The 25,391-nt window shown below is 41.3% G+C and carries 18 protein-coding genes; 7 read left to right on the top strand and 11 right to left on the bottom strand.

Annotation, left to right across the window (positions count from 1 at the left end; translation table 11 throughout):
* Positions 1-2: 2 nt before the first annotated feature.
* Complete coding sequence (gene hisG / locus K5R16_RS18915; RefSeq protein WP_220739536.1) at positions 3-902, bottom strand: ATP phosphoribosyltransferase; 900 nt, start codon at positions 900-902, stop codon at positions 3-5.
* An 841-nt stretch (positions 903-1,743) separates the two neighbouring features.
* Between hisG and K5R16_RS18910 the strand changes: the two genes are divergently transcribed.
* Positions 1,744-3,669 (top strand): ATP-dependent DNA helicase, encoded by a 1,926-nt coding sequence (locus K5R16_RS18910; RefSeq protein ID WP_220739535.1) that lies wholly within the window; start codon positions 1,744-1,746, stop codon positions 3,667-3,669.
* Here the strand turns inward: K5R16_RS18910 and K5R16_RS18905 are convergent.
* From K5R16_RS18905 to K5R16_RS18885, 5 genes are all read right to left on the bottom strand, one after another.
* Positions 3,662-4,087 (bottom strand): hypothetical protein, encoded by a 426-nt coding sequence (locus tag K5R16_RS18905; RefSeq protein ID WP_220739528.1) that lies wholly within the window; start codon positions 4,085-4,087, stop codon positions 3,662-3,664. The two genes, K5R16_RS18910 and K5R16_RS18905, sit on opposite strands and share 8 nt — an antisense overlap.
* Before the next feature lie 72 nt (positions 4,088-4,159).
* Positions 4,160-5,065: a DMT family transporter gene (locus tag K5R16_RS18900; protein WP_220739526.1), complete on the bottom strand. Its 906-nt coding sequence runs from the start codon at positions 5,063-5,065 to the stop codon at positions 4,160-4,162.
* The gene (locus K5R16_RS18895) at positions 5,062-5,997 is read right to left on the bottom strand and encodes a hypothetical protein (protein WP_220739524.1); all 936 of its coding nucleotides are present in this window, start codon (positions 5,995-5,997) and stop codon (positions 5,062-5,064) included. Before K5R16_RS18895 ends, K5R16_RS18900 begins: the two co-directional genes overlap by 4 nt.
* Positions 5,998-6,227: 230 nt before the next feature.
* Entirely contained in the window at positions 6,228-9,299 is a 3,072-nt protein-coding gene (locus K5R16_RS18890) for an efflux RND transporter permease subunit (protein WP_220739522.1), read from the bottom strand.
* 4 nt (positions 9,300-9,303) lie between these two features.
* The gene (locus K5R16_RS18885) at positions 9,304-10,467 is read right to left on the bottom strand and encodes an efflux RND transporter periplasmic adaptor subunit (RefSeq protein ID WP_220739520.1); all 1,164 of its coding nucleotides are present in this window, start codon (positions 10,465-10,467) and stop codon (positions 9,304-9,306) included.
* Between the two features lie 349 nt (positions 10,468-10,816).
* On the opposite strand from K5R16_RS18885, the gene K5R16_RS18880 reads away from it, so the two are divergent.
* From K5R16_RS18880 to K5R16_RS18860, 5 genes are all read left to right on the top strand, one after another.
* The gene (locus K5R16_RS18880; protein ID WP_220739518.1) at positions 10,817-11,281 is read left to right on the top strand and encodes a hypothetical protein; all 465 of its coding nucleotides are present in this window, start codon (positions 10,817-10,819) and stop codon (positions 11,279-11,281) included.
* Between the two features lie 70 nt (positions 11,282-11,351).
* Positions 11,352-11,696, top strand: coding sequence for a hypothetical protein (locus K5R16_RS18875; RefSeq protein WP_220739516.1), 345 nt, complete (start codon positions 11,352-11,354; stop codon positions 11,694-11,696).
* Between the two features lie 146 nt (positions 11,697-11,842).
* Complete coding sequence (locus K5R16_RS18870; RefSeq protein WP_220739514.1) at positions 11,843-13,378, top strand: winged helix-turn-helix domain-containing protein; 1,536 nt, start codon at positions 11,843-11,845, stop codon at positions 13,376-13,378.
* Between the two features lie 311 nt (positions 13,379-13,689).
* Complete coding sequence (locus tag K5R16_RS18865) at positions 13,690-14,367, top strand: potassium channel family protein (RefSeq protein WP_259649935.1); 678 nt, start codon at positions 13,690-13,692, stop codon at positions 14,365-14,367.
* A 1-nt stretch (position 14,368) separates the two neighbouring features.
* The gene (locus tag K5R16_RS18860; RefSeq protein WP_220739512.1) at positions 14,369-15,526 is read left to right on the top strand and encodes an AI-2E family transporter; all 1,158 of its coding nucleotides are present in this window, start codon (positions 14,369-14,371) and stop codon (positions 15,524-15,526) included.
* A 79-nt stretch (positions 15,527-15,605) separates the two neighbouring features.
* Here K5R16_RS18860 and K5R16_RS18855 read toward each other — a convergent pair whose 3' ends face one another.
* The 4 genes from K5R16_RS18855 to K5R16_RS18840 form a co-directional block, all read right to left on the bottom strand.
* Entirely contained in the window at positions 15,606-15,926 is a 321-nt protein-coding gene (locus K5R16_RS18855; protein ID WP_220739510.1) for a YdbL family protein, read from the bottom strand.
* Positions 15,927-15,950: 24 nt separating this feature from the next.
* Positions 15,951-16,151: a YnbE family lipoprotein gene (locus tag K5R16_RS18850; RefSeq protein ID WP_220739508.1), complete on the bottom strand. Its 201-nt coding sequence runs from the start codon at positions 16,149-16,151 to the stop codon at positions 15,951-15,953.
* A gap of 105 nt (positions 16,152-16,256) precedes the next feature.
* Positions 16,257-19,445: a YdbH domain-containing protein gene (locus K5R16_RS18845; protein ID WP_220739507.1), complete on the bottom strand. Its 3,189-nt coding sequence runs from the start codon at positions 19,443-19,445 to the stop codon at positions 16,257-16,259.
* Positions 19,446-19,856: 411 nt separating this feature from the next.
* Positions 19,857-20,702, bottom strand: a complete 846-nt coding sequence (locus tag K5R16_RS18840) for a D-hexose-6-phosphate mutarotase (protein WP_220739505.1) — start codon at positions 20,700-20,702, stop codon at positions 19,857-19,859.
* A gap of 206 nt (positions 20,703-20,908) precedes the next feature.
* Between K5R16_RS18840 and K5R16_RS18835 the strand changes: the two genes are divergently transcribed.
* A complete protein-coding gene (locus K5R16_RS18835) occupies positions 20,909-22,699 on the top strand; it encodes an acyl-CoA dehydrogenase C-terminal domain-containing protein (protein ID WP_220739503.1) in 1,791 nt (596 codons plus the stop codon).
* A gap of 90 nt (positions 22,700-22,789) precedes the next feature.
* Here K5R16_RS18835 and K5R16_RS18830 read toward each other — a convergent pair whose 3' ends face one another.
* On the bottom strand, positions 22,790-25,348 hold the full coding sequence (locus tag K5R16_RS18830; RefSeq protein ID WP_220739501.1) for a hypothetical protein: 2,559 nt from the start codon (positions 25,346-25,348) through the stop codon (positions 22,790-22,792).
* Between the last annotated feature and the right edge of the window lie 43 nt (positions 25,349-25,391).

The raw sequence follows: 25,391 nt of genomic DNA, 5'->3' as shown, positions 1-25,391 counted from the left end.
ACTTACCCCATCATTTTTTCAATAGGCATAACAAGAATTGAACTTGCACCTAGCTGGGTGAGTTGTTCCATGGTGTCCCAGAACAAGTCTTCGGTGCTGACGGCGTGGATTGCAACGCGGTTGGTATCATCATTAAGTGGTAATACCGTTGGGTTTTCAGCGCCTGGAAGTAACGCAACAATTTGCTCTAGTGTTTCAGTTGGAGCGTGTAACAAAATGTATTTACTTTCTTTAGCGCGAACGACGCCGTTGATGCGAGACAGGATTTTGTTAATAAGCGCTTGCTTGTCATCTGGCTGGCTATTGGTTGATTGGATAAGGCAAGCGGTAGATTGGTATATAACCTCTGTTTCGTACAGGCCATTAGCTTCGAGTGTGGCGCCGGTCGATACTAAATCGCAAATGGCATCAGACAGTCCAGCTCTTGGAGCCACTTCTACAGAGCCTTTTAACATACAGTCGTTGTAGCTAATGCCTTTTTGCTGCATATAACGACGTAGAATATTTGGGTATGAGGTAGCAATGCGCAGTCCTTCTAGCGAGCTGGCATCTTGGTAATTAAACTCGTTAGGTACAGCAAGTGATAAACGACATGCGCCGAAATCAAGTTCACGCAGTTTAAGACACTCAGATGGCTTACCTAATGATTGGCGTTCAATCTGCTCCTCTTCCAATACGTTCTCACCAATAAAACCTAAGTCGACAACACCGTCCATTACAAGGCCAGGAATATCATCATCACGGACGCGAAGCAGATCGATAGGCATGTTGTCAGAGTGGGCAATAAGGCGTTGCTCATTGATATTGAACTTCACACCACAGCTCTTAAGTAATTTAAGAGACTCTTTTGATAAGCGACCTGATTTTTGGATAGCAATTCTTAATCTGTTTGACTCTGACATGGATACTTCCTTTAAGTTGATTCAAAAATTTATATAAAACAATTCGTTAAACTAAAACCAAAAAACCCCTGGAATTCCTTCCAGGGGTTTTTGATGTTTTGAATCAACCGCCAAAAGGAATGAGTCCTTCGGCAGTGAGCTTCCGAAGGCTACCGCATATGGTGATGATGATGGATAGTGTTCAGAAGCTGTATCATATTCTTGTTTCTCTACTTTAAAATTATCAGTTGGGCCTGATGGCCTAAAATCTGCAACCCATATACTTCTGCGTTGCCGATGCATTTAAATTAATCAGTTTTATAACTGATTGCAACCATTAATTTCGACAGATGAGTAATGTTCATCTAAATGTCACTCATTTCACTTTGGGCAAGACGAGTATGCATGCTGTTTCTAAAAAAGGACAATCGATTATTAGGGGCTGTTGATCTTTCACGGTTGTTTTTGCCGCAGTTTATTGGCTATTTTGACAAGGCGGAGGCTATGCCGTTTAGTTATTCTCCACAAATAGTCTACAACACAGTAAAAATAGCCAAGAAACGCGGCCCTTTGGGTTCGATTCAATGCTTCTATTCTTTTATGACTAGAATGGGTTATGAGCTTTTCACTTAGCCAGCTAAGCTTTATCGCTCAAGCCTTGTACTAGAAGCATTATTCCTTACGGTAAAGAACCGAACAAAAACTAAGCTCGAAAGATCAACAGCCCCTAGCAAATTCCGATGTTTTTAGTGTTAATCGAGTATGAAGCGCTATAAGGCTTAAGCTGCATACGTTACACTCAAGCGGTATCCCCTTTTATAACCAAGATATTGGACACTATGACCACTAAGTACAGGTGCTTTTGAGCGCGAGATTAACACAGCAGGTTTTAGCCACATTTTCAGCTGATGGTGCATTGGCTAAAGCAATTAAAGGCTTTAGTCTGCGTTTAGTGCAGCAACAAATGGCAGAAGCGGTTAGTGACTCGATATCAAGTAGTCAAAACCTTGTGGTTGAGGCGGGCACTGGCGTGGGTAAAACCTTTGCTTATCTTATTCCCGCGCTACTTAGTAATAAGCAAATTATTGTCAGTACCGGCAGTAAAAACCTGCAAGAGCAACTGTTTTACAAAGATCTACCTGCATTATTGTTGATGCTTGGGTTGTCACCTAAAGTGGCTTTATTAAAAGGGCGTAATAACTATCTCTGCCAGCATTTGATGGAGCAAGAGTTGTCGGGTGCCAGTTCAATGAACCCTAAAATTCTTGACGATCTTTTGCGGATCAATCAATGGGCTGGTCAAACAACCGATGGCGATCTTGGTGGTTTAGCGGCTGTATCTGAAAGCTCGCAGGCGCTGCCATTGGTAAGCAGTGCTAAGGAAACCTGCATCGGTCAACGTTGTGAGCACTACGATGTTTGTTTTACCCGAAAAGCCCGTAATCGAGCCATGGACGCCCAGATTATCGTGGTTAATCACCACTTATTTCTGGCTGATAAAATTATTAAAGAAACAGGCTTTGCGGAATTATTGCCCGATCCCGATGTGGTGATTTTTGATGAGGCTCATTTACTGCCCGATATCGCTGTTACCTACTTTGGGCAGCAATGTTCAACCAGAGTGATAGCGGAGTTACTGCAACAATTTGCTGATATATATCGCAAAGAACTTCGCGATGCTAAACAGATAGAGCTACTGAGTGCTCGTTGCTTAACTTTGCTTAATGATTGGCAGCAAACACTTTTCGAAAGCGGTGATACTGACTGGCGCAGAATGTTAAGTAATAAAGCGCTATCAACATTATCTTGGTCTCTACTTAAAGAGCTAACCACGTTGAAAAGCGTATTACAGGGGCATGTCGGTCGCAGCGATAATTTAGATGATGCACTCGAAAAATTGGATGTTCAAACAGCTAAACTAGAACTGTTTTATTTGTGTGAGAACAATCAAGCTGCCTATAGTATTGATTACGGCCATCGTTACTTGATGTTAAGGATTGCGCCAATTGATGTCGCAAAAGAGTGCAAAAAGCTATTTGACGAAAAAGTAGCGTGGATTTTTACTTCGGCTACGCTGCAGATAAATCAAGATCTAAGTCTGTTCACCAAACAGCTAGGAATAGGTAACTGCAAGCAGCTATTGCTACAAAGCCCGTTTGATTACGCCAACAATGCCCTGTTTTGCGTACCACGCCATCTGGCTAGCGTCAGTAATCACAGTGCGATATTACCGCAGTTTGTTGACGTTTGTGTGCAAGCGATTGAAGCGGCTCAGGGACGAACTTTTATCCTTTTTACTAGCCATCGAATGTTGAATCAAGTTGCAGCCGCTCTGCAGCGTAGAGTTCCATACCCGCTGTTAGTACAAGGGCAAGCCAATAAGCAAAGCTTACTGAAAAAGTACCGCCAATTGGGTAATGCAGTACTGCTAGGGACTGGGGCATTTTGGGAGGGGGTAGACGTGCGAGGAAAGCTGCTTAGCTGCGTAATCATAGATAAGCTGCCGTTTGTTTCACCTGATGATAATCTTTATCGCGCACGTAGCGAGAGTATCGCCAGAGAGGGAAAAGATCCATTTACTGAGATCTCACTGCCACAGGCGGTTATCTCACTCAATCAGGGAGTAGGGCGCTTAATTCGCGATGAGAAAGACAAAGGGGTACTTATCTTATGTGACAATAGAATAGTTAATCGTCCCTACGGGCAAGCATTTTTAAATTCGTTGCCACCAATGGCAAGAACACGAGAATTGAATAATGCGGTTAAATTTCTGCAGCAGGTTAAGTGATTAAGATTATCACCAAGTAGATCAGTACCAGAAGTAGCAGTGCCAAAATACAGCGTCGTCGATATAGCAGTCCTTGAGGGTTTAGTAAGCTGGGAAACAACAGAAAGTTAAATGGATTAAATAGGGTTTTATAAGTAATAATTGCTACCCCTTCCTGCCTGCCACGATAGAGCATTTTCGAAAAGTAGTACATAAACCGGAATAAAAGCACTGGAAAACTGATATAGATGAACAGTGTTAAGCTTAACTCTAAAGATATTTCTAACTCTTTAAATGTAAGCATTAGCCCTTTATGCCAGGCTTCCTCAAGGTTAGCTGAAAAGTAGATCAGCATAAAGAATGTCACAATCAGACTAAAGGCGATGAACAGTAATGAGTAGCGAAATAGCCTAAACCAATCGACGGTGATCTGGCGCATATCCCTCCCATTCTTGCAGTGGTTGCAGCTGATAAAATTAAAAACCCTCGTTTAAATCTAGTCCAAAAACCTCTATACAGGAGTGTTTTGCTCTGACTTTATTAATTTATTTTGCTGTAACTTTTGCATCACAATTCCTTGGGTGATGCCTGCGAGTATAATCATCGATGCGCCAGTAAGTTGAATGACATTAAGTGATTCACCAAATAGACTCCAAGCGAAAATCACTACCGCTACGGGTTCAAAGTAAGCGAGGGTACCAAATGATATAGCGGGTAATGCTCGCAGTGCTTTGACCGCAAACAGTATGGCTAAAAAGCCAGGTAATATACCAATGGCCACTAACCAACTCCATTGGACTGCAGACGGCATAATGGGGACTTGTAATACAAATGGCAGTAGACAAACTGCGCCAACGCTAAGTTGTACTAGAGTGCTTTGGTAGGGTGTTGATTGGCTCGGTTTGCGATTGATGAGCATAAAACCGCTGTAGCTAAGCATTGCGAGTGTTGCATAGAGGTAACCTAGAGCTTGTTGCTGGTTTTGGCTGTTGAGGCTGCTCGGCAACATCAGCCCAAAGCCAATTAGCGCGAATATAATCAGGACGCAGTTTGCGCTATTGAGTCTTTCTTTATAAACAAAGTGAGCAAATGCCGCGGTGGTTAATGGCGCTAGGTAGATAAGCATGACGGCATTAGCCATATTGATATAACTGATGGCTTGTACGTAGAACACCATAAAACCCGCAAGCATTATTCCGTTGATGACTGTGCGTTTACTGGGTTTATGTCTTACTTGCTTAGCTTTACCACTTATTAGCATAAACACCAGCATACATGCAGCGCCAATGACCAATCGATAGAAGGTGATATGTTCAGCTGGCAGTGCTGTATAGCGAGCGAACACGCCAATAGTCGCCATTAACACTGCTGATAAAACAGCCAGAAGCATAAACCCGAGCGATTGCTGACTATTCATGGCGCTTTAGCTATTTGACGTAGTTGGTATTGCTGCTTTGCTGCTTGGTTATATTTCTCGAGTAAGCTCAGCGTTTCAGTCGTCGTTTCAGTCGTCGTTTCAGCGTGATGATTGTGATTAGCGAGCTGTAATAGATCGATTTTGAGTTTACCTGTGCTATCAAACTGACTGGCAAAAGTGCCCATACTGATAAGATCGAACTGCCACTGGGTTAATCGACCTAAAACGTAATTACCGTATTGAAACGCCTCGTATTCATTAAGCAGAGTCAGAAAATCACTAAACCCAAAGCCCGTGAGTAATTTTTGGGCGCTAAATGCAGCAATGTAACCTGAAGCGAGTTGATTATCTTTAACATTACTATGCTGTTGTTGACTGAGCTGAAATTGATAAGAGTGTCTGGTTTCATGAATTAGAAAGGCTAAGCTGGCAAATTTGTCTTGAGCTGCCAATTTGTCAGGGTTGAGATAAACAACACCTGAATTAACACTATCATTGGTCGCTAATGGAGATAAATACGTCACATCAAAGTCAAAATAGACCATTTTATTTGGGTAACTGTGGTTATCAATGATTAGCTTGGGCGGCTTTATGCCCATTGAGCGATATTCTAATGCAAACACTTTACGCAGAAAGGGTATTTGCTCATCGATTGAGAGCGTGTGCCATTTTGAAAGTGCGGCGGTCAAATCTTTATCAGCAAGGATAAGCTCAACCAGTTTATCGCCATCTTTAATGGTTTTTGTTTGTGCAGCTTTTAGAAAGTCATGAGCTTCAGGCTGCAGTGCAAATGCATGGGGTAACTGAGATTGTAGCACTTGAGTTGCATAGAAAGAGCCTGCTGCTTGCACAGATGAAACAAGGCTAAACTGCAGTGAAACCAAAAGTACAGAGGCTGATAGTAAAATAGATTTGGATGCAAAAATGGACATAGTATTTTTACGATCTCAGTAAAACTGAGGCGTCCTATATTTATTATTATTCTAATTGGAGCAACACCATAATCGCTTAGGGTTTACAGGTCAAAATCAATTTATATTTTGGATGCAATTGACATAGCTAATGCTTTTAACTGCTTTCTTTGATAGCAAAAAGCCTAGAGGAATACTCTAGGCTTTTTATTATGCAAGGCTGAAGGGACAGCCTATGGGCTTGTTAAACGTTATGCTGCAGTTGGTGTTGTTTTAGTTGGCTCCTCTGCACTTTGTCTATGGTCCTGCGCTAAGAAGGTATAAACAGTAGGCAAAACGAACAAGGTAAACAAAGTACCAATTGACATACCGACTGTAATCACCAAACCGATAGCGAAACGGCTTTGTGCGCCTGCACCTACGGCGACAAGTAACGGTACAACACCAATAACCATTGCTGCTGTTGTCATTAGTACTGGTCTAAGTCTTACTGCAGCAGCTTTTACCGCAGCTTCACGTTTACTGTAACCGTTTTCAGCTTGCAGTTGGTTAGCAAACTCAACAATTAGAATACCGTGTTTACTAATCAATCCTATCAAAGTAACCAAGCCTACTTCGGTATAAATATTCAATGTATCAAGACCAAAGTAAAGCGGTAACATTGCGCCAAAAATTGACAATGGCACACTGGTTAACACAACTAGTGGGTCTCTAAAGCTTTCGAACTGTGCTGCCAATACTAAGTAAATAATGATAATCGCTAAGAAGAATGTCGCGACTAATGACGAACCTTCTTCTAAGAACTGACGTAACTGGCCAGATGCATCAGTGCTGTATGACTTTGGCAATATCTGCTCAGCTGCCTCTGCCATCACTGTATAAGCTTCACCAATACTCACGCCAGGCATCATTTTAGCTTCAATCATTGCGCTATTAAGCTGCTGAAATTGATCAACGGCTGATGGTTGAACGCTCTTAGTGATGGTAACCAGCGAGGCTAATGCGACCATTTGGCCATTTGCCGACTTCACGTAGTACTGCTTCAGATCTTTCGCAATACGACGGTCACTTTGTGGCACTTGAGTAATCACCTGATAGCTGCGCTCATTTAATGCGAAGTAGTTGACGAAGCCTTCACTTAAGTAACGTGATAACACTAAACCAATTTGCTGTGTGTCAACATTCATTAGAGCGGCTTTATCACGGTTAATACTGACTTCTACCTGTGGTTTGCTAAAGTCTAAGTCGTTCTGTACATAAAGAAACTTACCGCTTTTTATGGCGTAATCTTTCATTTTCTCGGCGTACTTGTATAGATCTTCATAACTCCCAGTAGGTGTTTTCAGGATCATTTGGAACGGTAAACCCTGCGCAGTTCCGGGTAAATCTGGTGGTGAGAAAGTATAAACTTGCACGCCAGGAACTGTACTAACATCCTTTTGGAATCGGTTCATGATGTCTTTAGCTGACGCATCACGTTCACTCCAATCTTTTAGTACCGCAAGGCCAAAGAATGTTTGGTCGTTCTGATAACCGTTGACCATCATATCCATATCTTTCTCTGGGTAAGAGTTTACAATTTCAGTTAACGGCTGAGTAAAGTGATTAAGATAATCAGTATTCGCTGTTGTTGGACCCTTACCCATCATGATCATTACACCCTGATCTTCTTGTGGTGCAAGCTCTGAAGCGGTATGAGTAAACATAAATACCAACGCAACTAATATCGTGCCAGCGAAAGGCCATACTAACTTTCTGTTATCAACGACGACATTTAGCATACGGGTATAGTACTGAGTGACAACTTCAATGATGCCGTCGATTTTCTTAACGAGTTTACCTTCCAGCGTCTTTTGTGACAGTACTTTTGAACACATCATAGGTGTCAGAGTCAGTGCAAGGAAACCTGAAATAAGCACTGCACCGACTAAGGTAAAGGCAAACTCGGTAAATAATTTACCTGTTAGACCGCCCATAAAACCAATTGGGGCATAAACTGCAGCCAACGTAATCGTCATCGCAAATACCGGGCCTGCAATTTCACGGGCACTGATAATGGCTGCTTTTACCGGATCGGTTCCATCTTCTAAGTGACGGAAAGTATTTTCAACAACGACAATCGCGTCATCAACTACCAATGAAATAGCAAGCACCATGGCCAACAGGGTCAAAATGTTAATACTGAAACCCATTGCAAGCATGAAAAACATAGAGCCAATTAGAGACAGTGGAATGGTCACTAATGGGATCATCATTGCTCGCATTGAACCTAAGAAAGCAAAAATAACGATAACAACAATAAGAGCTGCTTCTATCAGTGTTTTAGCTACCTCATCGATTGAGGTTTGAATATATTTGGTTGAGTCATAAACAACATTCGCTTCCATTCCTGCTGGTAAACTATCGATAATACTTGGCAAAACCGTGTAAACATCAGCAGCCACGTTAAGCGGATTAGAGTTTGATGTATTGCTTATCGCAGTCAGAACCGCTGGTTTACCGTTAAAGTTAACTTCGGTGTCATAAGTGTTGGCACCGAGTTCTACCGTTGCAACATCTTGCATATGAATGAGGTGACCATCGCTTGCTTTAAGCGTGATATTTTTAAACTCTGCAACTGATGCTGCATCAGTGTGAGCATTAATATCAACTTCAATATATTGGTCTTTTACTTTACCTGCAGCACTTACTGCATTGTTGCCTTTGATAGCATTTTGCACATCAGATGCTGTGATGCCAAAAGCGGCCATTTTAGTTGGGTTTAACCAGATGCGCATTGCAAAGTCACGCTGGCCTAAAATGTCAGTTTTAGACACACCACTAACTGTAGATATTGTTGGCTTAACCACACGGCTAATATAGTCCGAGATCTGTTCCGTTGCTAAGGTATCACTCGAAAATGACAGGTATAAGATCGGTGATTGCGAAGTAGATTTCAAAATACTCGGATCTAATACACCAGCTGGCAAACGGTATTTAACCTGTTGCACGAGTGACAAAATTTCTGTCAGAGCTTTGTCTGACGGGTAATCTAATTTTAGATAGACCGTAATCAGTGATTTACCTAAGCTGCTGTCCGATGTCATATAGTCGATACCGGCAGTCTGAGCGATTTGAGCTTGTAATGGTTGAGTCACGTAACCTTGTACACTTGAAGCGCTGGCACCAGGGTATTGTGTGGTAATGGTAATCACACCAGTTTCTAGTTCTGGGTATTGACGCACTTGCATCATGCCAAAAGCTTTAAGGCCTAACACCAACAGCATGAGACTTAGCACTGTTGCAAGTACTGGGCGTTTAATAAATAAGTCGGTAAAATTCATTGGATTATTTCTCACCTTTGTTGGTTGTATCTGATGCTGTTTGGGTAAATGGACGACTGTTGTTTACCAATACCTGTGCGCCATCTTTTAAGCTCTGAGTATTCGAGGTGATTATCTGGTCACCGGCTTTAAGTCCTGACGTAACACCGACTAGACCGTTTCTTTCTTCACCGGTCGTTACTGCGCGACGTTCTACGTTATATAGAAATAACTTGCTGTTATCCTTACTGGCGACTTTAGAATCTGCTTTTAGAACGTAAACAGAATCTCCATATAGCGAATAATTAACCGCAATATTAGGCACAGGAATAAGGGTTAACTTGTTAGCCGTATCAATCGTTGCTTCTACATACATGCCTGAAATAAATGAGGCTTTGTTAGTGGTAGAACTCTGGTCTACTTTGGCGCGAATATCCAGGTTGTGTGATTGGCTATCCACAGAAGGTTGAATCGCTGTAATGTGGGCAACAAAACTTTGGCCTTTGTAAGTATCAGTTGTAAAAGTCACTGTTTGCGCTAAAGCGACATTGGCTAACTGTATCTCTGGGATAGAGAAGTCAATGTATTGTTCACTCAGGTTCTGTAATTCAACAACAGTGGTACCAGGCTGGATGTAATCACCTTTGTTGACTTGCCTTATACCAACTTTTCCTGAGAAAGGTGCTTTTACCTGCATAAAGTTAATTTGAGTTTTAATATACTCAACGTCGGCTTGACTTGTTGCTAATGTCGCTGCAGCAGTATCAACAGAATCTTGTGATGTGCTGTGTGTTTTCAATAGCTTTAATTGGCGTTGGTATTCAATTTGCGAAAGTTTTAAATTAGCCATGCTCGTTTTTTTGTTAGCTTGGAGTAATCGGTCATCTAATTGAACTAGCATGCTACCCTGTTCTACAATATCACCTGACTTAAATGATATACTACGAACCTGTCCTGATAGCTGCGGAGTAATATTAACTTGTTGGTCAGCAGATATATGGCCAACAGCACTGATTGTTTCTTTCCAGTTGCTGTTATTAACAATGGTAGACGTTACTGCCGCTGGAGCTGGTTTATATGCAGCAAGTTTAGTTTTAATCATGTTTTGCTTGAATGTGTTAAAACCAAATACAACTACAACAATAGTTACCATTGATGTTGCGGCGATGAGGGTAGCTTTCTTAGACATTATGTTCTCGCTTATATAAAGGTGTTGATAATGATTCTGTTCATTGTCAGAACTCATAACTTGGCGCTAGATTAATGGCATTGCAGAATAAAGAAATCAGTAAAAAATAACCGTTTGATAAAAGATATATTGATTCTTTTTTTGAGAACGTCGTTGGTTTTTTTTATCCATTTTATATTTTTGTTTTTGCAATGAATTGGTAAATAAAACCCATTATATACAGTAGCTTGATATATAATTTGTGAGGTTTATTTTTTGGTTATGCTTCTTTGATGTATTACAGTGCTAGTGGCGTAGAATTGTCGGCAAGCTAACAACTGGTTAGTCACTTACTTTAACAGGAAACATTATGAGAAACGCTAACTCTCGCACTTTCGCATTTAAAAGTGCCGCTTTAATATTAGTTGCTATAACATCTTTATCTGCCAACGCTGCAAGTATTGATAATGATAAAGGAGATATAAAAATATTTAATAAGAAGATGAATCAACTTGAGCAGGTTGAAATAAACGACAATGTTTATGTCGCGACAGTATCTGACTCTTTTGACGATATTACTGAAGAGACTGAGTATATGTCTGAGTACGAGATTATCAAAAGAGTCACTGATAAAGAGGCTGTTGAATTAGACTTGCATGAAACTAAATCATATTACATATACAGCATTAATGGATTGAAAGACTTGACTGATAATGTTGAACAACACCTAGATAATAATCAGCCTGCATATTTCTCAACCACATTACTAAAGGGCGATAAATACTATCATGGCTTTAGTGAATATATTGCAAAGGTCACTGAGTATAGCCTTTAGTGCTATTTATTTGTAAGCAGTATTCAACTTTAACACTAAAGTACTGCCATCTCTATATTTTGGAAATATTATGAAAAAATCTATATTTATATGCAGCGTTATGCTTATTGTTTTTAGCTCGTCAAGTTTTGCAGGTTGTCGCTGGGTCAATGGCAGTCGGTATTGTGGAAATAACAATACTGTTGTTGTAAATAATCACCATCACGCAGTAGTGGTTTCACCGGGTTACCAAGCTAATCCTTGGGCTGCGTTTGGGGCGGTAGTGGGCGCTGCAATTGTCATTGATGCTGCAACAGGCCAACCTAAGGTTGAAGGTAAACAGTCGATTGTTGTCGAAACTAAGTTAATAGAGACTGGCAAAGTTGATGTGGTTGATAAAGGCGATGAAGTGGTTTTCATCAAAGGTATTGGTTAGTCGTTAACACTTAATTTGCGAACAAGCTGTCTATGCAATCCCAGGGAAATTTGAATACTCTATATTCCTGGGACTTAGATAGGTTATTGATTTTTCCTCAAAACCGCCTAGTATAATCCTAAAGAGACAGGACGTTAGGACATTAGATGCAAAAGCAAAGTTATAGGATTGATAATTGGTTTTTTGTACCTCATGAAAATAGGCTTGTTCTCGATGAGCAAGAGATCTTAATAGACAATCGTTTATCCAACCTGCTACTTTTTCTTTGTGACAACCCAAGAACAACACTGAGTCGTGATGAAATAATCGATCATGTATGGAAAGGCTCTATCCTTACAGATCAAGTCATTACCCAAGCCATTTTCGAGCTTCGAAAAATACTTAAGACTAATAATCAACATTTACAAGGGTACATCATCACTGTCCCTAAACGTGGCTATAAGCTTGATGCTGACGTGGAAGTGGTCAACGAAGCTAAACATGAACCAACAATCCAAAGCGCTACGCCTAAGATATTAGAGGTCAACACTGAGCAAAATAACAGCGTTGCGGCTAAAGAAAAAGTTCCCCCCAAGCAAACTAACGAAGATGAAAAATCCGCTACTGCTGTAAAACCAGCAAAGAGTGTACGGTTTTCTAGCTTATTGTCGATGGTCGGTGCTTTAATTGCTGTGGTTGTTGTGGTGGCGTTTTTCAATCGTTCAGATATTGCCAAACAGCCGTCAGTAGAAACTGTTGTTTATGGTGCTTTAGAGCCTAGATTTATTGAGGCATCGATTGATAATTCGCTTGATAACGCTTCTTTACAGAATGGAATTATTTTTAAGGTTATTGAATATCTTAAATATAATGTTAACTATCGAGTTTCCTTTAATCCGAAAGACCATTCGAAAGCAGCCAAAAAGCTGTCTTTTATCGTCACTCGGGAGAACGGTATCGATTATGTGAATATTGAATACTTTAACAAAATATCTAACTACCAGCATCTTGATAGAAAGTACCCCATCAGTGAAGAGCATTTAAAACGCAGTATAAAGTTGATGCTCGATGACGTGCTCGATGCCTTTAATATCGATATTGCCAAATCTGAAATAGATTTGGTTTTACGTGAGATGCCCACAGAGCCAGCAGCATTAGCATTATCACTTGAAGCTATTGGCACTTTACATAGTTATGATAAGCAGTTTGATGCGGTTGATTTATTGGCGAAAGCGCTAGAAATTGAGCCTACAAGCCATTACCTGTTATCGATGAATTATACCTACAACATGGCAATAGCGTATTTAGGTAAGTCAAATTTATCAATTGATAGTATTAATGCGCTTAACAGTGATTTTGAGAAGGTTTTACCGTTGCTAACGGATTCACCTGAATCTTTTAAAGTCTACGAAGCGATGGCTCTACATGCATTATCTAAAGATCTGCCCATCGAAGCGGTGCAATATCTGAATAAAATCCCTCATACACACAATACAATTATGACGTTTGTTTTGAGAGCCAAATTGGCGGAGTCCTTTGGTAATCCTGCATCGGCAGAGGAGTTTTACTATCAAGCCTTGCATGAATCTGGTACACCTAGAGTGTTGGATATTGCAGAAAGTCTGTTGTTTTATAGTGATTTGAGCAAAATGAGACTCAAGCTGCAAAGCCAGCTGGAGTCTGTTGTAGAAGATAAAAGTTGATGATCCATTTGTTTAAAGTGAGCAAAAATAAAGGCCTAAGGTTTTCACCTTAGGCCTTTATTCATTATGGATCACAATGAATAAAGGATTAAGCCCCATTGCCTCGAGAGCTTTGACAAAGTTGTCTTTGTGCTGCTTTAACAACGTTCAGGTTTGTAAAAGTAATCCTTTAATTATTTCCGAGGATGCCTGTGCGTGTGTTAAATTTAATTCAGCATTTATGTCAGATTAAACATTGACCTATAAGAAATTTGTGCGATGTTTAAAGGTAAGCCAATACTTAGAACCAATGCATTTAAGGACCGTATCGATTGATTGAACGAAAAATTAATAAAGACAACAATTTTTATTATATGACCGCTGCGCTGGTGATTATGCTACTGAGTGCTTCTCTGATTAAAAGTGTGGCTGCAGGTATGGTGGAGTCTATCCTTGAAGGGATCATTGCGGTGACCTTTTTAGTCTGTGTGGTGAGTCTAGGGATTGATAAGAGCTGGAAGCGCTTTATGCAGACGTTGATCATCATTTGGATTGCTTTAGTGGTACTTAAAAAGCTAGTGTTAATTCCCCATCTTAATTCGATGATGTTATTGCTAATGTTTGCTTTTTTTTGGGGCACATTTAGCTCTATTTGCAGGCAAATTTTGTTTTCAGGCTCAGTCGATAGTAACAAGGTGGTGGGTTCGATAGCGTTATTTCTATTGCTTGGATTACAGTGGGCTTTAGTTTATTTGTTAATTCTAGCCTTTTCTCCAAGCGCATTTGGCGGAATAGACCAAGTGCCTTGGGGGCAAAACTTTTCACAGATGGCTTATTTTAGTTTTGTAACATTAACGACTTTGGGTTATGGCGACATTAGCCCTAATACGCCTTTTGCGCAGGTTGTTGTATATTTAGAGGCAATTGCTGGTGTGTTTTACATGGCAATTGTTGTTGCAAGTTTGGTGAGTGCTGGATTGGCTCAAAAAGTCTCAGAACAGGAACGTTAATATGGAAAATCCAATGCAGCACAGTCAAAGCAAACTGTTTATTACCAATATGATGGAGTCAGCCATTCGTATCGGTTTGCTATTTATTTTAATCGTTTGGACCTATGACATTATTAAGCCTTTTGTGATCCCTGTTTTATGGGGAGCGATTATCGCAGTGGCACTGATGCCGTTGACCCAAAAGCTCGAGCGAGCGCTGAAAGGGCGGCGGGGACTAGCGGCAACTATTTTGGCGTTGGCGAGTATTACTCTGCTCATTACACCTTTTGTATTGGTATCGAGTTCAATATTTGATGGCGTTAGCCATACTATTGCGGTACTGCAGTCAGGTGAGATTAAAATACCAGGTCCAACTCAAAAAATTGCTGATATTCCTTTAATTGGTGACAAGCTATTTGAGGCCTGGGCACTTTTTTCAACCAACCTTGAAAAAGCGGTCATCCACTTTCTACCGCAAATTAAAGCCACGGTAGGCACAATGGCTGGGGTTTTAGGTAGCGGTGTTGGCACATTAGTGATGTTTATTGTTTCGTTAGCGATTGCTGGTGGCTTTATGGCGCACGCTGAAAAGTCAGCCGCTGCAGTGAGCACAGTTGCAGTGAAAGTTGTTGGCAAGCACGGTGAAGAGTGGACAACGTTAATTGCTGCGACAATTCGAAGTGTGTTGCTGGGTGTTGTTGGCGTGGCGTTTATCCAAGCGATATTAATTGGTTCAGCATTATTTACCTTTAGCATTCCTGCTGCCGGATTATTTACCTTTATTGTGTTCATATTGGGTATTGCCCAATTGCCGCCGTTATTGGTGGTTTTACCGTTGATATTTTATGTTTTCTCAACGCATGACTCTACGCCGGCGACAATATTTACCGTGTGGGTCATTATTGCCGGAGTCTCTGACAGCTTCTTAAAGCCAATGTTAATGGGGCGCGGTGTTGATGTGCCTATGCCCGTTATTTTGATTGGTGCTATTGGCGGTATGATAAGCGCAGGGATAATAGGTTTGTTTCTTGGCGCTGTGGTTCTTGCTATTTGGTATGAGTTGTTTATTACTTGGCTCAAGAGTGAGGATGGTCGGGATAAGGAAGCCATAGGTGATGACGCTAAGGACGAAGCTAATCCTTTGGTGAGTGCGCCAGCTCACAGCGGTGCTGACGAGTAGTTACCGTCATAAATGCATTAAAAAGCCCGTATTTAAAGGGCTTTTCAATGACTGTTATAAGCAGACCGAAGTCATAACGTTACTTCTTGACCCACTTACCGCTGGGCGTTTGAATGTATTGTCCTCTCTTGGTGCCCTTAATCGCTTTTTCTGCAGCAAGTTTGGCAACATCATTCAGTGAAATATTGTTTTTCTTTGCTATTTTCTGATAGTGAGATTTACGTTTAGCGTTAACCGAACTGACCAGCGTTTTTGCCTCTGCTGAGGCTTGAACAAGACCGAGGTAACCATTGGTCTGCTCTCCGACTAACCCTTGTGCTTTAGCATCTTGAAGAGAAATAGCCAAGGCATTGAAGCTAAGTAGCAGGCCAGCAAATAGAACTAGTATTTTAGATTTCATTAATCGCTCCTTCTTATCCTTGGGTTAAAACAACTCATCATCGGCGAGCAGTTCGTCGAGCTCTTTGTCTACTTTAATTTTGATTTCATGCTCAATTTTTACATTGAGGTTTATCACAATGGGCTTATCTGGTGGCTCGATTTTAACGGTAGGGCTACAGCCTACTAGAGCATAGGTCGCAAGGAGTATGCTCAACGTTGTTTTCGGGATATTAAATATCTTCAATGACTTATCCTTACTCAATAATAAAGGGTGGCGTAACTAGTTGATTAACTAATCGATGATCAATGTCTCTTAGGTTAAACAGATTTGGCTATTTCGCCAATCTATTTATTGTTGTATTGAATTTTCAATCTGATTTTGCAAATTATTCCCTATTTGCAAACTCTTAAGTAGTTGCAGCATGTTCTCCTCTTGAGAGTAGTTCAGGTGGATCGGCCGTTCAATACCTCGACTTTTACCTTTAACGTTCACCTTAAGTATGGCATCACCAAGTGAATTCATATCAAAACTACTGGATAATTGTGAATATTGCAGATGTTCTAACGCAGAAAAGGCAAACTCCAAATAGGGTTGGCTTAACCGCATTTGGTCAACCGCGGGGTTACCTGCGACAGCAATTAATCCTCCTGGTGCTCTTGCTGCTAGTTGACCACCTTTAATCTCAGCTTTACCATTTTCAATGGTAATGGGTAAGACGCCATCAAATATACCGTCAGCGTAAATACCGACTTGCGGTTGGATATCGAGCAGTTTTTCTAGATTGATATGTTGCAAGACAAAATAAGCTGAAGAGGGCTTTTTCAAATTCATTTGAAACTGAGGAATAAGCAGTTGTCCATCGAGCAGGTCTCCTTTGGCTGTGAGGCTTACGGAGGCATGTCTAACACCAAAGATCTCAGCGGGCAATGCGAGGTTATTGGATTCGTTGGCGTCGTTAATCGCTGCTGATAAACTCGAATCAGTACTGAAAGATAACGCGGCTTCAGCTGCAATATCAGTGATCAATACGCCCGGGTTAAACGCCTGCAACGCAAGTTCTATATTGTCACAATTAAAATGACTGCTGCTATTTTTGTCCTGCTGTTGCTGCCATTGGTAATGACACTGAGTGTTTATATAACCGCCTTCGAAAGGTAAGTTAGCGATACTGCCTGCAATATCGGTGACATTCGGTTCGAATCTCAGTGTAAATAGTGTGCCGTTAGCACGTTCTAGCTGATAATGCAGATTGAGATCCGTATTACCATTAATAACAATGGACTCAGGCAGTGACTCCGTCTGGCTAAAAAATTCGATGATAGGTTTAAATTCACTGTTAAATTGCCAATCTCCTTTCAGGTTAAAGCGATTGAGCTGATTATTTTGTGGGGAGTAATGATGTTGGCTGGCAAGGACTATATCATTTATCCACCAATCTTCCTGAGTGAAGAGTTCTGCTGATTTAAGCTGTAAAGATTGATGTAAATTAACTTGGTCCAGGTGCAGTAGCATTTCTTCAACACGACGATGCGGCTTGCTTGAAGATTTCTTTTTAGCTGAGACCATCAGTGCAGATTTCGTGAGTTCGACTTGCTTTAGTGACCAATCGAGCTGGTTTGACTGTGTTTGATGCAATACTTGTTTGATATAAGATTGCGATGCTGATGAAGATTGTTGCAGTGAAATAGGATTTTTTAACGCCATTTGAGCAGACGCAATCTCTAATTGATAGTGAGATTTTTGCGAGTCATTATATTGCTGAGTCAGCATGGCATTTTCAATGCGGTAGCGTATTGCAGGGATTGTTAGTGCAGTTTCTCCATTGTCGAAACGATACTCGGCAGCAGTGACTAATTCTAATTCGGTTTTATTTATACTAGCGTTAATGCTTGGCTTAGCCTCTGGAATATTGGTTGCCTTACTGGACAGCGTCACTCCCTGTGTTAGCTGTAATGCTTGAGGCTGAATATTGATACTGTAGCTTGGTTTTCCATCGTTAATTGCAGCGGAAAACATGCCTTGTAGTTCAATCGCTGCGTTGTCGATTGCTATGTCATAGGGCAGTTTTGCTAATAGCGGCCAAAGGGTATTAAGGCTTATATTTTGCAGGTGTTTTGCCTGCATATGCCAACTAAACGCTGTTTGAAAGTCAGTTTTCTGTTGGGGATCGACATCCTGTTGGCCACTAGTGTTCTGGGGGCTAACAGAGTAATTGATATCTGACACATTTAGCTGCGCCGCCAATTTACTCTGTAATAATTCAAATGATATGTGCTCGGTAGATATAGATTTGTCTTGCAGTTTATAATTTATTGGCGTGTTAACCGCGATGCGTAACTGTGGCGCGATGACGTTTGCTTGCTTATCTTCAATCGACATTACTTTATAAAGATTGCTCAATGCCTTTTCGAAAGGCACATCATTAAGACGGTGCAATATATCTACTAGTTGTTGCTCAGAAGGAGCCAATAACAGCTCGAAAGGATTGACTGTTAGCTGTAAATCAGCGATATGGCCGTTTAGGCCAAACGCCAGTGTTTGGTTAGAGTGACTTGCAATAACTTGCAGGGTAGGCGGTGTCGTTTTGTTATTTACCAGAGACGTTCTAATGGGCAAAGTTGAAGGTGCTAATGTCAAGCCTGCTAGCCTTTTGAGCACAATACTAAATTGATTTAACTGATGTTTAGATTGTAATTGCCCAGACTTTAACGCTAGATTTATGGTCGAATCTAAGCGCCCTTTGAGTCTAACTTGCTGTGATTTAAGTGTCGATTGAAGTTGGTATAGAGGACCTAATAAGCTACTGGTATGTGCTTCAGTGTTTGTCGTTATACGGTTATTGGCTGGAAACAGCTGAGATTCAGCGGCGTAGATACTGGCTGTTAAAGCTTGTAGTTCAGCAAAGTCAATTTGGGTTTTAGCTTGCCATTGGCTTGGCGAAAGTTGTGCATCTAAACTAAATACTGAAGCATTGTTATGAGCAATTTCGCTATTAAATTGGCCACTTTTATCAAGTGTCAGTCCAGCTAATGACATGGTTAGCTTTTCGGCTGAAATTCCTTTTAGTGTGAATTGTGTTTGCTCTATTTCAATTTCAGGTAATGCTGCAAAATCGAGTGCTATTGTAGGGTTTGAAGCATCATTATTGGCTGTTGATTGGCGCAGCATATTAGGGCTTAGTTGCACGTCGACATTTTTTGCCGACAAGGATTGCAGATCATCAATACCTATTGCCAGTAACTGTGTTTCTGGTAACAGGGTTATCTCTAGTTCAGTTATCTTAACGTCGCTGTCATTAACCGTTAATGATACCTGTGGCAGCAGCCAATGAGTTAAGGAAAGTGGTCTAACGCTTAGTTGTTTAAGCTCTATTTGATAGGGTTGCAGAAAGTGATTTGCTAGCGAAAGAGTCAACCGTTGGTAATTGAAGCTAATGTAGAGCGCTGAGATGATAAGCACACACAATACCATACCAAAGAAAATCAGTAACAAGCGTCGAGCTTTATGGCTAAATGTTTTTGTAGCGGCCTGCTGCACTTATTGCACTCTCTTACGTTGATTTAATTTGAATTGTTAAATGGTATGTGTCTTTGGTTTATAGGGCAGATTCTAGCACCTTATCTAAAGCTCTGAACAGTTTATCAATGACTTAAGCTGCTATTTATTGAAATGACAGCCGTTATCTTGTGAGCTATTTTAGCTTGTTCGCGGCGGTTTAGCTTGATTGATAACCTGGATGTAGCATCTTCAAAGTAGTGACATTGAGTCTTAGGCCGGAGCGAGTATTCGCGATCAATTAAGTTATATCGATTGGTATCGCTTTTTCGATGCGGGTGAAGAGATGGGGGGATGGCAGAGAAGGGAAGTCTTCAGCCAACAATTATCAATTGCCCTAATGATATCGACATCGATGAGTCTAATTGCTTTCGATGTCGATACTTATATTTGCTATTTCCAGCGAATGTGTGTTGTTAATGTATGACTTTCTGTTGGCGCCAGTGTCACTTGGTCTTCAAGTACATTCGCAGCCTCAAGGCAGACCATAGACAAGTAATCATCATCATTAAAACGCGATAATCGTTGTGACTTATCAATCCAAGGATTCCACAATACTGCGCTATTACTATTCTCGCGGCTGACTTCTATAATCCCCTTGCTGGTATGAAGCAGTTGTACAGGGCTAAGGTCCGTGTATACACGGTCAGTTTCACGAGAGAAATCGACATCATCCTGCGGTTGAGTAAACGGACCTTTGCCAAATTCGATGTATTTAGAACCTGTAAATCCAGTTGCTGTTAATTGATGAATATCTTCAATAGGGAAATAGCTATGTAGCGCTTGAGTTAAGCTAACGTCATAATCACCATGGTTAATATTTGTTAGACTCACAGACAAGGTTTCGCTAAGGCTAAATAGCAACTCAACACTGGTGTCGTGGGGCCAGTATTGCCTATCAGAGTCAGAAATCGCTAGGGTAAATTTAACCTCTACAGCGTCATCAAGCATCTTAACGGAATCGAGTGTCCATATGCTGGTTCTAGCAAATCCGTGCTGAGGAAACCCAGGATTTGGGCTCATACCAAACCAAGGCCAACATACTGGCACTCCACCACGAATGCCATTCCCTGGTAGATAATCATCAGCACTTGAAACCCACAACAAAGGTTCTTTTCCTACGGGTTCAAAGTAGTCTATTTGTGCACCCTGTAGAAAAATCCTAGCCTTGCATAGAGGTGTATTTATATCAACATATTCAAGACCATTGGCGTGCTTTTTAGTGGTGACCGAACCCATTGGGAGATGTCCTCTCTGAGTGTAAACGCGATAGTTAGATTTAGCTTACCCCGTTTTTAAAGGTTAGATAAGGCCTATTTAGGATGATTTTACGGTAACGCTGTTCTGATGGATAAACAAAGCCAAAATAATGCTGAGTTTTTGCTCAAATTTGGTTAAGGTGGTCAGAGCACTGACCATAAATAAAACAATTAAAGGGATGACGCATGCCAATTTATCAAGCTCCGTTACGTGATTATCAGTTTGTACTTAATGAACTGCTCGATATTTATAACCAAGATAATTTAGCTGGTTTTGATGAGTTCGACCCGGAACTTATCGATGCGGTATTGCAAGGAGTTGCAGACTTTACCACTGATATCATGCTGCCACTGAATGGCTCTGGCGATGTAGAAGGGTGTAAGTTAATTGATGGGAAAGTGATTACACCTAAAGGATTTATTGATGCGTATCAACAATATGTTGATAACGGCTGGGCGACATTGACCTGTGATCCTGAGTTTGGCGGCCAAGGGTTACCAGAGGTTGTTGGGATCTTTGCCACCGAGATGAAAACGGCAACTAACATGGCTTTTGCTATGTACCCAGGCCTTACTCATGGGGCCTACGCTGCTATTCATGTGCATGGTAGTGATAATTTAAAACGTAAGTACCTAGAGAAATTGGTGAGTGGAGAGTGGACGGGTACCATGAATCTCACCGAATCTCATGCGGGGACCGATCTTGCGCTTTTGCGTACTAAAGCCGTTCCTGTTGGGGAGGACACGTTTGCGATTACTGGGGAAAAGATATTTATCTCATCGGGAGACCATGATTTAACTGACAACATCGTACATTTGGTATTAGCAAAGCTACCGGATGCCCCCGATGGCGTTAAGGGGATCTCTCTGTTTGCAGTGCCTAAAGTGATGGTGAATCAAGATGGAAGTTTAGGCGAACTCAATAGCCTTTGTGCTGCGAGTTTAGAGCATAAAATGGGGATTCACGGTAACTCGACTTGCGTAATGAATTTCGATGGTGCTATTGGCGAACTTATTGGTGCACCGCATCAAGGCCTTCGGGCAATGTTTACCATGATGAACCAAGCAAGATTGGGAGTGGGAATTCAAGGGTTAGGAGTGTCTGATATCGCTTATCAAAATGCTTTGGCCTACGCGAAGGACCGCATTCAAGGTCGAGCGTTAAGTGGTGCTAAAAATACCGAGTTAGCAGCCGATCCTATCTTGGTTCATGGCGATGTACGCCGTATGTTGCTGTCACAGAAATCCTTTAATGAAGGTGCTAGAGCACTAATGGGACAGCAAGCGCTTTGGCTTGATGAATCGGAGCGTCATAACGATCCGCAGCAACAAAAGAAAGCGGCTCAACTAGCAGCGTTATTTACACCCATTGTGAAAGGGTTCGTGACTGATCAAGGCTTTAAGGCTTGTGTTGATGCACAGCAAGTGTTTGGTGGTCACGGATATATTCATGAGTGGGGTATGGAGCAATTTGTTAGAGACATCCGTATTTCGATGATTTATGAAGGCACTAATGGTGTGCAGGCATTAGATTTAGTTGGCCGAAAAGTGATGGCAGATAAAGGCGCCGCGTTAAAGCTGTGGTCAGAGGAAGTAAAAGCCTTTATCCAAATCAATCATGCAAATGAAGCAATGAACCCTTTTATTTCCGCTTTAATGGCAGCGGCAAATGATCTTGAAAAGGCTACAGGTTTAATAGCGACAGAAGCCGCACAAAAACCAGATGTTATCGGTGCCGCTTCATTTGCTTATATGCAGTTATTGGGCATTACCGCTTTAACTTGGATGTGGGCAAGAGTGGCTAATAAAGCATTGACCGCGATAGATTCAGGCGTAGAAGATGTCGGTTTTTATCAAAACAAATTAAAAACCGCAGGTTTCTATATCGCATACTGGACGCCACAATCACGTGGTCTAGTTAAACAAATTGGCTCGGCAAGTCAGATCATTTGTGATTTCGATGCTGCAGACTTTTAATCGTTAACACCAATCTGTATAAGAAAAAAGCCTATTACTTAGAAGTAATAGGCTTTGTTATTTGAGATTCAGAGGTTTTCGATTAACGAACTATTTTTTAGCTACGAAAGGTAAACGCTTTCTTAGCGTAATAGGCTCACCGTCAACATCGGCAATCACAGTGACTTCAAACCATGCATCGTGCTTTATCAACTTAGCATCGATAGCGAAACTCTTGCTCAATGATTTTTCTTCATATGGCTGCATAGTAAAGGACTCTGTATGACGTTCACTCTCTTTGCCATGAAATAGGTCATAAATTACCTGTCCTGATGTTGTGCCAGAAAATGGGCCATTGAGTTGACCTGATATGGTGAGTTCACCGTCTGCATATTGAGCACTTATCTGTGGTAATTCAAAACCACGATACTGTTTCGATTTTTGAGTAACAGATTGATTGATTTGTTGCTCATTCCATAAGTAGCTGATTTCGGCAGTGATAGTGCTAGCTTCATTAAGCAAACTCGTCTCGACAGGAATTTCTAGTCGCTGACCTGGTTCAATAGTGACAGTTTGTGCTGCTGAGGACTTTTCTCCACCAGTGACAGTTAGGCTTAACGTTATCGAGTCTGTACTGCGGTTGGTTAAAATAACCATCTCTTCGAGTGATGCTAGACTTTGGCCAATCCAGTCAACTTTAAGCTCTAAGCCAGAAAGTTCAGCAAGTGCATCATTTAAGCCTGCGCCTGCTTTAGCTAGTGCAGGCAATTGCTCTACCACTGCTGCTAATTCTTTATCGGCAGATTGACGATTTATCGCTGCATTATTGAGTGCGTTAAATCCATCTCTCCAAGCTTTAGGCGTGTTATCGCCTGCTTTCCATATTGCCCGAGCAAATCTAAGCGACAGAGAGTCTCCGTTAAATGCCCAAGCATTGGTAGGTGCTGATGTTGAGTAGTCAACTTTATCAGGGTTTAAGTCGCGACCATCGTCGATGAACGGGGTGATACCATGTTGGTTATCTGTTGAGATCAAACCAAATGGGTTATTTACTAATGTGTTGTAAATGTTTGCAGATATTGGCATTTCTGCAGTAAAGGTATTTGCATCTTTAGCTTTCAAGGTATAAACAATTTGGTTTTTCTGAATTTGAATTGAAACACCTAACTGTGGCTTATCTTGGCTATTTATGCTTTTGATAATGTCAGTAGGTAAAGCTATTTCTTTTGACTCAGTGCCTATAGATTGGCCATCAATCGCCAAGGTGTTACCGGTTTTGATCTCGACTCTCAACTGCGGATCGGTATCAGTGTTTGCCCCTTTCCAGCCAGAGAAACTGGCTAACTTGGCTTTGGTGTTCTCTGCCGTTGATTGTGCACCAAATGCCATTCCAATAGTGCCTTGGCCAATCTGCGTCTTGTCGAAGTCAATAACAAACGCAAGGGTTGGTTCAGTAACACCACGTTTTGCGGGTAAGGTTAACGAGTTTGCTGCGGCTTGCGGGAAATCAATTTGGAATGGAGTGAAACTAGGCGCTTGTGCTGGTGTCATGTTAAAACCAAGTCGCTGCGGGCCATATTCATAGCTCGATTTACGCTTGTAGAACATATTACCGTCCATTTCCCATTGACCACGTGTGGCGACTTCATGAGTTTGAACAATGTTTTCAGCCCACTGTTTTAAGTTATGCTCAAGCGCATCCCAATCAGGGACAATTTCTTGCAGTAGCGCTAAAGACTCTGCTCTGCTCGCCGTTTGACGGTTAACAATTTCTTGGTGGTATATCTTCATGTACTGCGAATATTCTGGGATGTTATACATGAATTGTACAAACAGTACGTTTAGACCGCGGTCAAATTTAGCACGATTATGAATGTCGACTAATGTTGGACTTTCTTTTGAATAAACATCGATGCCTTGGCTTACGACATCGAAAATAGGCACATCATGTCCAAAAACTGACAGTTGTTTCTTATCACTATCGAAAACATGGTTAGCTAATGAATCACCTAAACCTTCACCATGCCATGACGGTGTCCACGGGTAGTTTCCGACAGCCATTTGGTAAGAGTGCATAGTTTCATGGATAGCGATATAGCGACGATGCTGAGGTCTCTCGGTTGGAAAGCTATAACCGACTTGGTTATAGAACATCGCTTCGCCGCCCGCATAGTGATGAACACCGCGATTAAAGCCATCATCAAACATGGCTAAACGTAGCTCTCCAACACTCGTTGCATAGGTTGATGCTATCCGCTGGTTTTTAATGTTTGCCGGTTCTAGGCCAAAGAATTCGACATAATAGGGGTAGGATAACTCGAGTAACTCTAAGAAGAACTTTGCACGCTCTGCAGGGTAGTCGGTTTTTAATGCAAAGTGTTTACTCACATACCAGTCAAATCCATCTGTATTGGCCACTTTTCCTTCGCTAAATGTAAAGGGTATTTGCTTACCAACAAAAGCCACATCAATATCGACAACGGTCGACGTTCTCGCATTATGGATCACTTCTGCCTTCATTGCTGTTGGGGCTGGTATAGCTTGTACGATATCTAGCGAATAGCTTGATGTGGTTTTATCTGAGATAGATGTGGGCTGAGGTGGAGTGTTTTGTGCACAAGCGCTCAAAATAATAGCAGAGGTTAATGCATATATAACTTTCTTTTTCATACAAATTAATTCCATAATATTAGAATGTATGGCAACGACCCAA

The sequence above is a fragment of the Shewanella sp. c952 genome, assembly GCF_019654975.1.
Lineage (GTDB): Bacteria > Pseudomonadota > Gammaproteobacteria > Enterobacterales > Shewanellaceae > Shewanella.
Note: the sequence above shows the minus strand (reverse complement) of the source record. Positions and strands in the feature narration are given on the sequence as shown.

What these genes read in the sequence shown, in the direction of transcription:
- hisG (WP_220739536.1), bottom strand. Translation starts at nt 902, where the DNA reads ATGTCAGAGTCAAACAGATTAAGAATTGCTATCCAAAAATCAGGTCGC.
- K5R16_RS18905 (WP_220739528.1), bottom strand. Translation starts at nt 4,087, where the DNA reads ATGCGCCAGATCACCGTCGATTGGTTTAGGCTATTTCGCTACTCATTA.
- K5R16_RS18900 (WP_220739526.1), bottom strand. Translation starts at nt 5,065, where the DNA reads ATGAATAGTCAGCAATCGCTCGGGTTTATGCTTCTGGCTGTTTTATCA.
- K5R16_RS18895 (WP_220739524.1), bottom strand. Translation starts at nt 5,997, where the DNA reads ATGTCCATTTTTGCATCCAAATCTATTTTACTATCAGCCTCTGTACTT.
- K5R16_RS18890 (WP_220739522.1), bottom strand. Translation starts at nt 9,299, where the DNA reads ATGAATTTTACCGACTTATTTATTAAACGCCCAGTACTTGCAACAGTG.
- K5R16_RS18885 (WP_220739520.1), bottom strand. Translation starts at nt 10,467, where the DNA reads ATGTCTAAGAAAGCTACCCTCATCGCCGCAACATCAATGGTAACTATT.
- K5R16_RS18880 (WP_220739518.1), top strand. Translation starts at nt 10,817, where the DNA reads ATGAGAAACGCTAACTCTCGCACTTTCGCATTTAAAAGTGCCGCTTTA.
- K5R16_RS18875 (WP_220739516.1), top strand. Translation starts at nt 11,352, where the DNA reads ATGAAAAAATCTATATTTATATGCAGCGTTATGCTTATTGTTTTTAGC.
- K5R16_RS18870 (WP_220739514.1), top strand. Translation starts at nt 11,843, where the DNA reads ATGCAAAAGCAAAGTTATAGGATTGATAATTGGTTTTTTGTACCTCAT.
- K5R16_RS18860 (WP_220739512.1), top strand. Translation starts at nt 14,369, where the DNA reads ATGGAAAATCCAATGCAGCACAGTCAAAGCAAACTGTTTATTACCAAT.
- K5R16_RS18855 (WP_220739510.1), bottom strand. Translation starts at nt 15,926, where the DNA reads ATGAAATCTAAAATACTAGTTCTATTTGCTGGCCTGCTACTTAGCTTC.
- K5R16_RS18840 (WP_220739505.1), bottom strand. Translation starts at nt 20,702, where the DNA reads ATGGGTTCGGTCACCACTAAAAAGCACGCCAATGGTCTTGAATATGTT.
- K5R16_RS18835 (WP_220739503.1), top strand. Translation starts at nt 20,909, where the DNA reads ATGCCAATTTATCAAGCTCCGTTACGTGATTATCAGTTTGTACTTAAT.
- K5R16_RS18830 (WP_220739501.1), bottom strand. Translation starts at nt 25,348, where the DNA reads ATGAAAAAGAAAGTTATATATGCATTAACCTCTGCTATTATTTTGAGC.